The organism is Buttiauxella sp. B2 (assembly GCF_006376615.1).
In the GTDB taxonomy this organism is placed as follows: domain Bacteria; phylum Pseudomonadota; class Gammaproteobacteria; order Enterobacterales; family Enterobacteriaceae; genus Buttiauxella.
The window spans coordinates 24430-37545 of sequence record NZ_VEXQ01000028.1; the positions used below are offsets into that span (position 1 = coordinate 24430).

Below are 13116 nucleotides of genomic sequence, written 5' to 3' on the forward strand. Positions count from 1 at the left end.
ATTTTTATACCTGAATAGAATTGCCGAGCAATTAGTCACGCATTACAATTATCACGTTGATGCATCAAACCTCATTGATATTGTCGACCTCAAGTAATTCGATCCTTTAATATTGTTCGCGCACTTTATTGTGTCAATACAATATGCCCGCCTGTCCGGCGGGTATTTTTTTGTCTAAATCACAATATTTATTTTTAAATAAAAATTAATTTGAGTGAGTGTTAAAATAAAATTATGATATTCGGAGCCCACAAGGATGTAGGTTATTGCAAGTAAAGATCAAATAGTAAGCACTCAGAAGCCACCCTATGGAAACATAGGGTGGCTTTCTGTTATTTAGGATTGTGTAAGAGAAAAGTCCCTTTGGCGGCAGCAATATAGTAGTAAAGTAGAACCAGGTCGACGACTATGATACTCACAGAGTGGTAAAGTCCGGAGAGAAAGAGTATTGATTTGTGCGTAGCGAAGTAAACTACCATGAGCACAGCGCCGATGCGACTGTTAAGAAAAATAAGATAGGTTAGTAGAGCAATTACCAAAAACTCATCAGGAGTTTGTAAGTACTGAAAATATATACAGTTACTGCATTCATTAAATATCACAACAAATATCGTGTACAGCAACGATAATAATCCTGCCAGCCATCCTTGACGGATTGATTTTTCACCTGGAGACTTTTTTCTGTTTAATGCAATAGGCGTTGTGATTGTATTCTACTCCAGTTGGAAAGACTGGTTTATTATAATAATAACTATTCAAATACAATTAATTGCTTTATGTAAAAATAAACTATTCAGTGTTTTCAATGATGTTATTGATGTGTTAATAATATAGGTGTTTAGCTGTTTGTAATACTTAATATTTTTAAGGGTATAGAATGAAGAAAGTATTTAAAATTGTCATGATGGCTACTGTTTTGGCCTTTTCAGGTGTAGCAATGGCGTCTAATTCTACAGAAACGCTACCGCAGGATACATTATCAAAGCAGCTCAAGCTTTCACCTGAACAAATGAAAACGGTAAAAACGCTTCGTGAGGATGCGCAAAAAGAGATCGCTAAAATTAATACCGATTCTTTAACGCAAGATGCGATTATTAATATGTTTCAAACCGGCGAGTGGAACGATAGCGAAGCGAAGAAGCAACTCAGTGCTATTAGCAATATACAGAGTCAAGTGCGCTACCAGCGAGCAAAATATTTGTTTGATGTTAGCCGAGTGTTAACCACTGAACAAAAACAACAATTGCAGCAGATGCTGATTGAGAAGCAACTTTACTGATTATTTGTGGCGTTGAATGTCGGATGCAGCTATTGCTTACCCGATCGATAAAAAGCAGTTGCAGGGTGGATTAGCGTATGCGACATCCACCGACTTTCGTGTATTCAGACATTTTTCTCAGTGATTGGTTTTAATGCTTTATTTATCTGCACTAACCCCTCTTTATTTTGATCTTTCAGATAGATATTATTCAGCTCATCAAATTGCTCAAGCTTGGTAAGCGCTTGAAAAACATTATCAATACCGTGGCGATTATCAAAGACATCAACACTTCTCAGATTGTCTACTCGTGCCGATTTTATTTCCTTGGTGAGGCTTGAAATAGCCTTCTTGTTGGCTGTATGCAGGCTTTTGAGTTCTTCAGAGTTACTATTAGTAGCCGTAGACATCACACCTGGTTGGAATTCAAGAGTATTTAAAGCTTCCACCGTTTCATCACCGGGATTGGCGCAGCCAGCGATAACGAAAGTGAATAAAAGTATGTATTTTTTTAACACGATATTTCCTTGCAGTTTGCTGACTAAATAATTCAGACGGCAAGTTACTCGCAATAGTTATCCTGGAACCATCGATAGTTTGTTTAATTTTAAATTTTATACCCATCATACTTCGAGCTACAGGGCGTTATCTGCACCTCGAATTATGACGGGTATAGCAGTCGAGTGAGAATGTTACTTCGCCAGTTTATCTTCGGTGCGTAACTCAAAATCAGACGCGTCGTGGCGTTCGTGTAACTGCTCAGACGGTTCGCCGAACGTGCGATTCACAATGCGCCCACGTTTCACAGCAGGACGTTTAGCCACTTCATCAGCCCAACGCACGAAGTTTTTGTACGACGCGATGTCGAGGAACTCTGCTGCGTCATACAGTCCGCCTTTTGCCAGGCTGCCATACCATGGCCAAATGGCGATATCTGCAATCGAGTATTCATCTCCGGCAATAAAACGGTGCGTCGCCAGTTGTCTGTCGAGTACGTCTAACTGACGCTTAGTTTCCATGGTAAAGCGGTTAATCGCGTATTCAATCTTCAACGGTGCGTAATTGTAGAAATGACCAAATCCTCCACCGAGATATGGCGCTGAACCTTGCAGCCAGAACAGCCAGTTCAAGGTTTCGGTTCGAGCCGCAATATCTTTTGGCAAGAAATGCCCGAACTTCTCGGCAAGGTAAAGCAGGATTGCACCGGATTCAAAGACGCGAATCGGAGGTGTCATCGAATGGTCCATCAGTGCCGGGATTTTCGAATTTGGGTTCACGTCCACAAAGCCGCTTGAGAATTGATCCCCTTCACCGATACGAATCAGGTGCGCATCATACTCAGCGCCGCTTTCACCCAGAGCCAGCAACTCCTCAAGCAAAATAGTGACTTTTTGCCCATTAGGTGTGCCAAGGGAATAGAGCTGTAATGGGTGCTTGCCGATGGGCAGAGTATGTTCGTGAGTTGGGCCTGCAATCGGGCGGTTGATGTTAGCAAAGGTACCGCCTTCGCCTTTTTTCCACGTCCAAACTTTTGGGGGCTGATAGTTATTATCTGACATGTTGTGTCTGCCTATGAGTTGCCGAGGAGTGATTGAAAAGTGTAACCCGACTTTGTTTTGTTCGGTAATCGCCCGCTATTTTTTTTAACTTCCTGTGGTGTGATCTAAATTAACAATTAATTAACTATAAGTTTGCAATATGAACCAAATGATACAACATTAATCGAATTATCCCGAAAGACCAGGAGCCATCATGCAACGTTCAATTGCAACTGTATCAATCTCTGGCACGTTGCCTGAAAAACTGGCCGCAATCTCGGCTGCTGGTTTTGACGGTGTTGAAATCTTCGAAAATGACTTGCTCTATTATCCAGGATCGCCCGCTGATGTGCGTAAAATGGCGGCAGACCTGGGGCTGAGCATCACGTTATTCCAACCGTTTCGTGATTTTGAAGGCGCCACGCGTCCGCAGTTTGTCAGTAACCTGGAGCGTGCGCGGCGCAAGTTTGCTCTGATGCATGAGCTTGGATGCAACACCATGTTGCTATGCAGCAACGTGGCCCCCGATTGTTCCGCCAACCTGGATTTGCAGGTCAGCGATCTGGCGCATCTGGCTGAACTTGCTAAAAAAAATGAAATTACTGTAGGTTATGAAGCGCTGGCGTGGGGCACTCATGTGAACCGCTATCGCCAGGCCTGGGAGCGAGTAAAACAGGTTAATAGCTCAGCAATGGGTCTGGTTCTTGATAGCTTCCATGTGCTTTCGCTTGGCGACCAGTTGATTAATCTCGACGATATCCCCCTCGATAAAATCACCTTCCTGCAACTGGCCGATGCGCCATTGATGAAAATGGATGTACTCGAGTGGAGCCGTCATTTCCGCAACTTTCCAGGGCAGGGCGAATTGCCGGTGGTGGAATTTACTCGTCTGCTGACTGAGAAGGGCTACCGGGGTCCGTGGTCGCTTGAGATTTTCAATGACAGCTTCCGTGCCACGCCGAACACACCAACGGCCAAAGACGGGTTTCGCTCCTTATTATGGCTGGAGGAACAGACCTGGAATGGCAACCCGAAAATTGATGCGCAACTGTTCCATAGTGCACCGCAGGCCAGTTATCAGGGCATCGAGTTTTTAGAGTTTGCGACCGACGCACAAGACGCGGTCGTACTGGGAAACGCGCTACAGCCTCTGGGTTTTGCCCCAGCCGGGGAGCATCGCTCAAAAGATGTTTCACTGTGGCGCAACGGTGGCGTGAATGTGATTGTTAACCACCAGGCGCACAGTTGGGCGGATGAGTTTCATCGTCGCCACGGTGTTTCACTTTGTGCGATGGCGTGGCGCGTTAAAGGTGCGGCAAATTTACTCCAACGGGCGCAGGATTATGGTTATCCGATCTGGCGTGAAGAACACGGCCCGGATGAGCGTGCGCTGGCGGCAATTTGCGCTCCGGACGGCAGCTTAATTTACCTGATAGAAGCGCCAGAGCAGGGTGAAAGTGATATTTATCAGACAGATTTTCACCTGACAGAATCAGCGAATAAAGGCACGCTCATCGGCATTGATCATCTGGCTTTAGGGTTAATAGAAGGTAGCCGTGATAACTGGATAATGTTTTTCCGCGCGGTGTTTGGTTTTGAGCTGGATAACGAGTTGAGCGTGCCGGATCCGTACGGACTGGTCAGAAGCCAGGTGATGCACAGTCCTTGCCATTCAATTCGCCTGCCACTGAATATGTCGCACAGTCTTGATACGCAAATCGCCCGTTCAGTGGCGAGTTATCAAGGAGCTGGCCTGCAACACGCGGCATTTGCGTGTGATGATTTACCAGAGACGGTGGAAAGTTTGCAGTCGCAAGGGCTGAAACTACTGCCGATTCCAGCGAACTATTATGGCGATTTACTGGCGCGTTATGGAACAAACAATGCCTTATTACAGGGGCTTGAGCACCTGAATATTCTTTATGAACGCGATGCTCACTTGCAGGAGTTTTTACACGCCTACACGCCACCTTTCCGCCCTGACCGTTTCTTCTTTGAACTGGTCGAGCGACGGGGGGATTATCAACAATATGGTGCAACCAACGCAGCGGTTCGATTGGCTGCGATGCAAATACGTTGATGCGGTTTAAAACAATAAATGAACCGTAAGGTTCAATTTTGCACCTGTAACCTACCGACAGAGGAATAAATAATGGCGAGTTATGGCCAGGGCGATACCACCGCCCCGAAAGCTGGTGTAGTGAAACGATCCCGAACCCGACTGGTTATTCTGACCCTTCTGGCTATCGGGACCATGATCAATTACCTCGACCGCACAGTATTAGGTATTGCTGCACCGCAACTGAGTGCGGATCTCGGAATCGGTGCGGCAACCATGGGGATTGTGTTCTCGGCATTTGCCTGGACTTACGCAGCGATGCAAATCCCTGGCGGCATCTTTCTTGATCGTTTCGGCAACAAAGTTACCTACGCACTGGCGCTATTTTTCTGGTCGACATTTACCTTATTCCACGGGTTAACGGTTGGGCTGAAAACGCTGCTGTTATGCCGCCTTGGTTTGGGGATTAGTGAAGCACCGTGTTTCCCGGTAAACAGTCGCGTAGTCGGGAAGTGGTTCCCGCAGCATGAGCGGGCACGTGCAACGGCGGTGTATACCGTTGGGGAATACATCGGGCTGGCGGCGTTTGCCCCGCTGTTGTTCTTTATTATGGAGAGGTTCGGCTGGCGAGCGTTGTTTATCACCGTTGGCGTGGTGGGCATTCTGTTTGTGCTGGTGTGGTGGCGTTATTACCACGAGCCGCATGAGTCCAAAACGGCTAACGCGCTTGAGCTTGAGTACATCGGCCACGATCAAAAAGAGGCCGAGCCAGAACCGAAAATGAACTTTAGCTGGATGAACGTCGGCAAGCTGGTGAAATGCCGCCAGATCCTTGGGGCGGGTATTGGTCAATTTGCCGGTAATACTACGTTGGTCTTTTTCCTGACCTGGTTCCCGACGTATCTTGCCACTGAACGCCATATGCCATGGCTGAAAGTGGGCTTCTTCGCCATTATGCCGTTCCTGGCGGCGGCCGTGGGTGTGATGTTTGGCGGTTGGGTGTCAGACCAAATCCTTAAACGCACCGGTTCGGTGAACATTGCCCGTAAGTTACCAATTATCGCTGGGCTGCTGATGGCGAGCCTGATCATACTGGCTAACTGGATGCCTACTGATGCGCTGGTGATTACGGTGATGTCGGTGGCTTTCTTCGGGCAAGGTATGGTCGGGCTGGGCTGGACGCTAATTTCTGATATGGCACCGAAAAATCTGGCGGGATTAACCGGTGGCTTATTTAACTTCTGCTCTAACCTGGCCTCCATTATTACGCCGCTGATTATTGGTTTTATTGTTGCGGCGACGGGTAACTTCTTCTATGCACTGGTATACATCGGTGGCGCAGCGTTGCTGGGTGTATTTGCGTATGTCTTTATTCTTGGCGATATCAAACGCATTGAATTGGCTGATTAATTAATGATGTCTGGTGGCGTCACCGCAGCGTGTGACGCCATTATAGAGGTAGATACTATGGAAATTAGTGGCAACACCCGTTTGATTGCCCATCTGGGGTACCCGACAACCACCTTCAAAGCACCGTTGATTTACAACCCGTGGTTTGATGAGCAAGGCATTGATGTAAAGGTGGTACCGATGGGGGTCAAAGCCGAAGACTACGCGCAACTCATTCCTTCTTTATTCTGCATGACCAATATTATCGGCGCACTGGTGACAATGCCGCACAAAGTCTCGACCTGCCAGTTAGTCCAAAGCCTAAGCCCAACGGCGCAAATTGCGGGTGCGTGTAATGCCATTCGCCTTGAGCCGGACGGCACCTTGCGCGGCGATATGTTTGATGGCGACGGCTTTGTGCGCGGTGTGTTGCGCAAAGGCATTCAGCTGCGTGGCGCAAGAGCGTTGGTGGTGGGCTGCGGTGGCGTCGGATCCGCTATTGCCGCGTCCCTGGCTGCTGCTGGTGTCGATACACTGGCGCTGTTTGATAGCCGCGCTGCGAGCTGCGAGGAACTGGCAAAACGCTTGCGAAGCCATTACCCGGCACTGACGGTACAGACGGGTTTGCGCAACCCGAAGGCGTTTTCCATTGTCGTGAACGCAACGCCGATGGGGATGAGTTCGGGTGACGAACTGCCTGTTGATGTGAACTTGATAACGCCAGGAACCTTTGTCGGAGAGGTGGTAATGAAAAGCGAAATCACGCCATTTTTACGTGCAGCCCTGGAAAGGGACTGCCAGATACAACCTGGAACAGATATGTTATTTGAGATGATTCCGGCTTATATGGAGTTTTTTAGCCTGCCAAATGTCACGCCGGAAACGCTGCGTAGAGTAGCAAAAATAGAATATTAACAATTGGTTAGATGGTGGTTGGATGAGTGTGTTAGCAGGTGGTTTTCACCCGCTAAGCGAAGCGCTAAAAACAGCGGTTTTTAGCTCCAGACCTGCAGACGGCTAAAATAATCCTTGTCATTCATCGCCCAAGCATGAGTTAATACGCCCCATCGGTTTGACGTACAGACCTTTAAAGCAACTCAGTAAAGCAGTCCTTCAAGAGTCATCCCTGGATACCCTTTGTCGTGTGCTCCTCTACCGCTTCATAAAATCTGTAAAGCATACCAAATCGCCGTAAGGCACACTCAATTCAAAAGGTAATACACATGTCTAACAAAATGACTGGTCTGGTAAAATGGTTCAACGCTGATAAAGGCTTCGGCTTCATCACTCCAGACGACGGTTCTAAAGACCTGTTCGTACACTTCTCTGCTATCCAGAACGATGGCTACAAATCTCTTGATGAAGGCCAGAAAGTTTCCTTCACCATCGAGAACGGCGCTAAAGGCCCAGCAGCTGGTAACGTAACTAGCCTGTAAGGTTAGCGTTAACTAAGCTAGAAATTTTAAAACCCGCTTCGGCGGGTTTTTTCGTTTTACTCCTACATATCCCCCACTATTTCCCCCACGAAAAAAACGCGGGTTAATCCCACGACCTTGAATACGATTCAGGCTAGTCTATGCTCAAATCAGATGCTTATACCCTCTATGGGGTTGGCTAGACTCATTAATCCCACTCACTGACAAAGTAAGCTCCTGGGGATTTGCTATCTTGTCGCCTACTCACAACTCGAATTATTTAGGGTATAGACAGAGATTCCCTTTCTCGTTTGATTGATTAAAACATTATCTCTTTCTGGGCGACGCTGATGACTAACCCGCACCGCTTGCTGGTACTTATGCTGTTTGCGTCACTGTTACAACCGCTGGGGGTTTTTGCCGCCGGGTTAATAGATGACACAGACGGCATGCTGGATATGAGCGACTATCTTCGTGAAAAGCGCTACGGGTTTTTACCGATACCCGTCGTTATCACCGAACCTGCAATTGGCTATGGTGGCGGCTTGTTTGGTCTTTTCCTGCACGATCAGGATGAACAACAACCCTCAAACGGGCGATTAATCCCCCCTGCGATAACGGCGTTCGGTGGCGGAGCCACGCAAAATGGTACCTGGTTTGTCGGCGGTGGTCATCGGCATACCTGGAATAATGACAGCATTCGCTACCAAATTGCTTTGGGTTATGCGGATATCAATCTGGATATCTATTCTGGTGATATTGCAGGGTTTGGTCGCAGTGGAGGGGTGAGTACGCGTACTAAAGGCTATGGGGGCTCGCAGAAACTGCTGTTTCGTGTGGCGGACTCTCCCTTTTTCGTCGGTGCTTCGCAGTTCTACGCCAATATGGAGATTTCTGCCGATAATTCAGCAGTTAACCGCTTACTGCAGGGCGTGCTTGGAGAATCCAGTTCCACATCTGGCGTAGGATTATTGATGGAATATGACACCACCGATAACTTCTTTTATCCGCGTAATGGGCTGTCTGTCACCAGTGAATACCAGTTTTACACTAATTTCCTGGGCGGTGATTACCGATACAACACGCTGACTCTCGACGGCAAATACTTCCAACCACTCGGTCGTGATTTCACCCTCGTGCTGGCTGGAAATTATCAGTCACTTTCAAATCGAGATAGCCACTTGCCTCCGATGGCTCGGCCTTATATCAAGTTACGAGGCATCTCGAGTTACCGTTATCAGGGCGATTATGTCAGTACCGTGCAATCTCAGCTTGAATGGCAAATGACACCGCGCTGGATACTGCAAGGCTTTGTAGGGGCGGGGAGTGCGGGAAAGGAAATGGATAATCTTTATGAGCAAACCGAAGTGGCCTGGGGCGGCGGATTCCGTTATCTGATTGCGAGTGCATTTGGGTTGCATACCGGTATTGATGTCGCTTTCAGCGATGATGAACAAGCTCTGTATTTCAATGTGGGCTCTGGGCTGTAACAATAGTTGTACCTGGGCAAAATAACAAAATAAGCAGAAGAGAGAGCTGATGATAATGCTCAACAGTATGTGGCAAAGCCGTTTAATTACCTGTTCCCTGGCATCAGGGTTGTTGCTGCTGTCCGGCATGGCGTTGGGTGCAACGACCGATACCGAGACGGAAAGCAGCACTTTCCCCATCTGGGGTGATGAAGCGCGAGCGCGTGGTTATTCTATCCCGCTCCCGTTTGGTGCAAACCTCAGCTATATGAATATTCGCCAAAATATCGATGTCGATAGCATTACTTTCTCCGGGCTGAAGCTCGGCAATCACCTGATCCCTAGCGACATGTTTAATATTGCCGTTGGCCAAACGCGCCAGCGTAGCGAAACCGAAAACCTGCGCCTGGATATGTGGGTGTTTCCATTTTTAAATATTTACGGGCTGATGGGTTATACCAAAGGTTCGTCCCTTTCCCAGGTATCGGTTGATGCCGACCCGTCGCGCTACACCGGTATTGACCGGATTATCGCCTCGTCAGTACACAAACTTCATGAAAACGGAACGCTACAGGACATTGATTTTGCACTCGATTTTGAAGGCCGCACTTTTGGTACCGGCTTTACGTTGGCGGGTGGGTATAAAAACTGGTTCACGCTGGTGGATACCAACTACACGCGTACCGAATTCGATATCCTGGACGGTAAAATTTCTGCCGTGACGGTATCGCCGCGCGTGGGGTATCGCTTTGACATGCCTGATATTTCAGGACCTTCTCATCTCAGTATATGGGTGGGCGCGATGTATCAAAATGTCGATCAGGAGTTCAAAGGAAACTTATCCGATCTGCATATGCCCCCCGAACTTCAGCCGCTTATCAGCTCTGTGAACGTAGATGACCAGGGGCGTTTTGACGTGAAGCAGCACCTCAGTTCACCGTGGAACACACTAATAGGTGCGCAGTACGAGATCACGAAAAATTTCAATCTACTGACCGAAATTGGTTTTAACGAGCGTAATAGCTTCTTCCTGGCGGGTGAATATCGATTCTGATGAACAAGCGTGGAGCGCTATTTTTAGGATGGCTGATGCTGACGACGGCACCGTTTTTAGCACAAGCCGTGACGCGTGATGAGGTTGACGGGTTTCTGGGAGAGCTGGGCGCGGACAATCAGTATGACGCCAACAAAGGTATTAACTGGAGCGTGCTGCCAGGGCCGTTCTATACCCCGGAGTTGAAACTGGGTTTAGGCACCGCCATTGCCGGAATTTATCGTGTTGATCCTAACGATCGTGAAACGCAAAACTCCTCGATATCGTTCACTGGGTTTGTCAGCAGCAGCGGTGCATTGGGGTTTGGCATGAAGAACTACACGTTTTTCGCAGACGATGAATGGCGATTGTTTATTGATGGCGCGATTGCGAAGATCCCAACGGGTTTTTGGGGGGTTGGCTACGACGCAGCACAAGGCAATGAACAGGAATACATTGAAAAGTCGTTTCGCCTTCATCCACAACTCATGCGCCGCGTGGCTGGCAATCTTTATGCTGGCGTAGGCTGGGATTTTTCTACCCTGAATGCCAAAGTGGATAATGCGCACCCGGGTGACAACTTTTCGCAGTACGGTGCCGATACTTCGTCACTCAATTCCGGTGCAACGGTGATGATCAACTATGATTCCCGTGATGTGATTACGCGGCCAACCCGCGGGCAGTTTTTCAGCTCGGAATACAGCTATTTTGATCCGGCAGTAGGCTCGGATAGCCACTTCACCGTGCTGCAATTGCAATATAACTACTACGCTTCGTTGAGTGAAAGCGAGGTTCTGGCGTTCGATCTTTGGGGCCGTTTTGCGCACGGTGATGTGCCCTGGGATCGTTTATCTGAAGCGGGGGACGACAATCGGATGCGTGGTTATTTCCAGGGGCGTTATCGCGATAAAGATGTGGTCAGCACGCAACTGGAATATCGCAAAAAGCTTAACTGGCGACATGGCTACGTTTTGTGGATTGGTGCCGGAGCGCTGGGTGAAAACCCGCAGGATCTCTCAGATCATCCGTTGTTACCCACCATTGGCGCAGGTTACCGTTTCGAAGTTAAGCCCGATATGAACCTTCGGCTCGATCTGGGATTGGGCAAAGAAAGCGCTGGATTTTATTTTCAAGTCGCGGAGGCATTTTAATGCGGTTCTGGATCTTCACTCTGCTTCTTGGTGTGACATCGCTGAGTTTTGCTGCGCAACGGGATATTTTGCCGATTGAGCAGGCGCGGCGTGTGTGGCCCGTAGCGCAGGGTCTTACGGCGCCAGAATCATTGCGCCCATGTTGTGCATTTGGCTATGACCTACAAGTGCGCGCCGTGGGTGTACCGATTCCGGTCTACCAGATTGGTAACGTTCTGACGCTATCTACGCTTGGCCATCATCGTTATAACGACAGCGCATTAGGGGCGGTTAAAAATATCGTTGGCCTGAGCGAAGAGGGAAATGGCCTTATCTATACTCATCGCGGTGGCTTTATTGATATCGCCCACGTGCGTGATACGGCGGATCACACCTTCTATCTTTTCACCCAAATTTATTCCCGGCTCGGCCAGGACTGGCGGTTTTTTTACAGTGAAGAATTAGGTGTCAGACGCATTCAGCTTCATGCATTTAATCCACCTGCGTCCATGCCTGAACGTTATACGGTAGCAGCCTGGCTTGCGGGGCATCTTGCATTTCAACTGGCGCAGTGGCATGAAATTGCTCAGTGGTATGGCTTTCAGTCGGTTCCGGGGTTTTCTGAGGAAATATCAGCGTTCTCTCCAGAAGATCTCTACTCCAATTTATTGGGCGCACGGCTTGCAATAAACGTGATTCTGCACGGTCATGCGAGGTCAGTTGAATCTTACAACGCGGCAATGGAAAAGGCTCTGTACAAAGCGATGGTGCAACTTGGTGCCGTTAGCAAAGCGGAAACAGAAAAGAAATTTCGGGAGGTGGACGGTGACTGGTGGAACAGTAAACGCCGTGTTCCGGATAAGTTTCTGGTTTTGAATCGTAACTACGATCTTAGCGAAAACCGTTATCCAACTCCTGTCCCATTTGAAAAGGCGAAACCCTATCGCTTGGTGGTGCCCGTAACGGTCGCGGGAGTCACGCTGAGCCAGATTGGAGAACTGCAAATTCATACCGGTAGCGATATGCGAGGGCTTAAAGCTCCTGAGCGTTTTTATCTTCCCAGCCAATTTTCAGCTCTGGCGGAGCAGGCCAAATATGCGGATCAGATTCAGCTACAGCAAATGAAAAAGTGAGCGTCATAAGTAATCGCTATTGGACGAGCAATCCGTTGTTCGCTTTGATGTTACCAATATGTTATCGATAATCTAATCAGATATTTGGAAACTGAACATGTTCACCATCAAAGCTGACGATCTTTCCCATCACGCGGTGCAGACATTAGTGGCTTACCATATTTCCGGCATGCTGGAACAATCTCCCCCAGAGAGTAGCCATGCACTGGATGTGCAAAAACTCCAGGACCCGGCTGTGACATTCTGGTCGGCGTGGGAAGAGGAGCAATTAGCGGGCATTGGGGCGCTGAAAATTTTGGATGAAAGGCACGGCGAGTTGAAATCAATGCGTACGGCAACGGAGTTTCTACGTCGTGGCGTGGCTAATCAATTTTTACTGCATATTGTGCAGATTGCACGAGAGCGTGGCTTTCAGCGCTTGAGTTTAGAGACGGGTACTCAGCCAGGATTTGCAGCTTGCCATCAACTTTATCTCAAGCACGGCTTTGTCGATTGCGGGCCGTTTGCAGATTATCAGCTCGATCCGAATAGCCGTTTTATGACGCTGACTTTGTAAGAAATAAAAGTCCGAACGATAGAAAGCAAAAAACCAGCCATAGGCTGGTTTCTTTAAATAGTGGTGCCCGGACTCGGAATCGAACCAAGGACACGGGGATTTTCAATCCCCTGCTCTACCGACTGAGCTATCCGGG

Annotated in this window: 12 protein-coding genes; 10 read left to right on the forward strand and 2 right to left on the reverse strand. The window is 48.3% G+C overall.

Features of this window, described 5'->3' with window-relative positions:
- The first annotated feature begins 877 nt into the window (after positions 1–877).
- Positions 878–1279, forward strand: a complete 402-nt coding sequence (locus FH968_RS20835) for a Spy/CpxP family protein refolding chaperone (RefSeq protein ID WP_139882927.1) — start codon at positions 878–880, stop codon at positions 1277–1279.
- A 104-nt stretch (positions 1280–1383) separates the two neighbouring features.
- Here FH968_RS20835 and FH968_RS20840 read toward each other — a convergent pair whose 3' ends face one another.
- Both FH968_RS20840 and yghU read right to left on the reverse strand, forming a co-directional pair.
- Complete coding sequence (locus tag FH968_RS20840) at positions 1384–1776, reverse strand: hypothetical protein (protein WP_139882929.1); 393 nt, start codon at positions 1774–1776, stop codon at positions 1384–1386.
- A 174-nt stretch (positions 1777–1950) separates the two neighbouring features.
- Positions 1951–2817 (reverse strand): glutathione-dependent disulfide-bond oxidoreductase, encoded by an 867-nt coding sequence (gene yghU / locus FH968_RS20845; protein ID WP_139882933.1) that lies wholly within the window; start codon positions 2815–2817, stop codon positions 1951–1953.
- A gap of 193 nt (positions 2818–3010) precedes the next feature.
- On the opposite strand from yghU, the gene FH968_RS20850 reads away from it, so the two are divergent.
- The 9 genes from FH968_RS20850 to FH968_RS20890 all read left to right on the forward strand — a co-directional run bounded on the left by FH968_RS20850 (position 3011) and on the right by FH968_RS20890 (position 12980).
- Positions 3011–4876, forward strand: coding sequence for a bifunctional sugar phosphate isomerase/epimerase/4-hydroxyphenylpyruvate dioxygenase family protein (locus FH968_RS20850; RefSeq protein ID WP_139882936.1), 1866 nt, complete (start codon positions 3011–3013; stop codon positions 4874–4876).
- Between the two features lie 72 nt (positions 4877–4948).
- Entirely contained in the window at positions 4949–6265 is a 1317-nt protein-coding gene (locus FH968_RS20855) for an MFS transporter (protein WP_139882938.1), read from the forward strand.
- A gap of 57 nt (positions 6266–6322) precedes the next feature.
- Positions 6323–7159 carry a shikimate dehydrogenase gene (locus tag FH968_RS20860; protein ID WP_139882940.1) on the forward strand — a complete coding sequence of 279 codons (837 nt, stop codon included), beginning with the start codon at positions 6323–6325 and terminating at the stop codon, positions 7157–7159.
- A 308-nt stretch (positions 7160–7467) separates the two neighbouring features.
- Positions 7468–7680 carry an RNA chaperone/antiterminator CspA gene (gene cspA / locus FH968_RS20865; protein ID WP_034461105.1) on the forward strand — a complete coding sequence of 71 codons (213 nt, stop codon included), beginning with the start codon at positions 7468–7470 and terminating at the stop codon, positions 7678–7680.
- Positions 7681–8009: 329 nt separating this feature from the next.
- Complete coding sequence (locus tag FH968_RS20870; protein ID WP_370451544.1) at positions 8010–9149, forward strand: BamA/TamA family outer membrane protein; 1140 nt, start codon at positions 8010–8012, stop codon at positions 9147–9149.
- A gap of 55 nt (positions 9150–9204) precedes the next feature.
- Positions 9205–10182, forward strand: a complete 978-nt coding sequence (locus FH968_RS20875; protein ID WP_370451545.1) for a hypothetical protein — start codon at positions 9205–9207, stop codon at positions 10180–10182.
- A complete protein-coding gene (locus FH968_RS20880; protein WP_139882943.1) occupies positions 10182–11312 on the forward strand; it encodes a BamA/TamA family outer membrane protein in 1131 nt (376 codons plus the stop codon). The genes FH968_RS20875 and FH968_RS20880 overlap by 1 nt, the downstream gene beginning before the upstream one ends.
- Positions 11312–12424 (forward strand): DUF4056 domain-containing protein, encoded by a 1113-nt coding sequence (locus tag FH968_RS20885; protein ID WP_139882946.1) that lies wholly within the window; start codon positions 11312–11314, stop codon positions 12422–12424. Before FH968_RS20880 ends, FH968_RS20885 begins: the two co-directional genes overlap by 1 nt.
- 97 nt (positions 12425–12521) lie before the next feature.
- Entirely contained in the window at positions 12522–12980 is a 459-nt protein-coding gene (locus FH968_RS20890; protein WP_139882949.1) for a GNAT family N-acetyltransferase, read from the forward strand.
- Positions 12981–13116 lie beyond the last annotated feature (136 nt).

Bases quoted from the DNA above. Each gene is read 5' to 3' on its own strand.
- FH968_RS20885 (WP_139882946.1), top strand. From the start codon at position 11,312: ATGCGGTTCTGGATCTTCACTCTGCTTCTTGGTGTGACATCGCTGAGT.
- FH968_RS20870 (WP_370451544.1), top strand. From the start codon at position 8,010: ATGACTAACCCGCACCGCTTGCTGGTACTTATGCTGTTTGCGTCACTG.
- cspA (WP_034461105.1), top strand. From the start codon at position 7,468: ATGTCTAACAAAATGACTGGTCTGGTAAAATGGTTCAACGCTGATAAA.
- FH968_RS20850 (WP_139882936.1), top strand. From the start codon at position 3,011: ATGCAACGTTCAATTGCAACTGTATCAATCTCTGGCACGTTGCCTGAA.
- FH968_RS20860 (WP_139882940.1), top strand. From the start codon at position 6,323: ATGGAAATTAGTGGCAACACCCGTTTGATTGCCCATCTGGGGTACCCG.
- yghU (WP_139882933.1), bottom strand. From the start codon at position 2,817: ATGTCAGATAATAACTATCAGCCCCCAAAAGTTTGGACGTGGAAAAAA.
- FH968_RS20875 (WP_370451545.1), top strand. From the start codon at position 9,205: ATGCTCAACAGTATGTGGCAAAGCCGTTTAATTACCTGTTCCCTGGCA.
- FH968_RS20890 (WP_139882949.1), top strand. From the start codon at position 12,522: ATGTTCACCATCAAAGCTGACGATCTTTCCCATCACGCGGTGCAGACA.
- FH968_RS20835 (WP_139882927.1), top strand. From the start codon at position 878: ATGAAGAAAGTATTTAAAATTGTCATGATGGCTACTGTTTTGGCCTTT.
- FH968_RS20880 (WP_139882943.1), top strand. From the start codon at position 10,182: ATGAACAAGCGTGGAGCGCTATTTTTAGGATGGCTGATGCTGACGACG.
- FH968_RS20855 (WP_139882938.1), top strand. From the start codon at position 4,949: ATGGCGAGTTATGGCCAGGGCGATACCACCGCCCCGAAAGCTGGTGTA.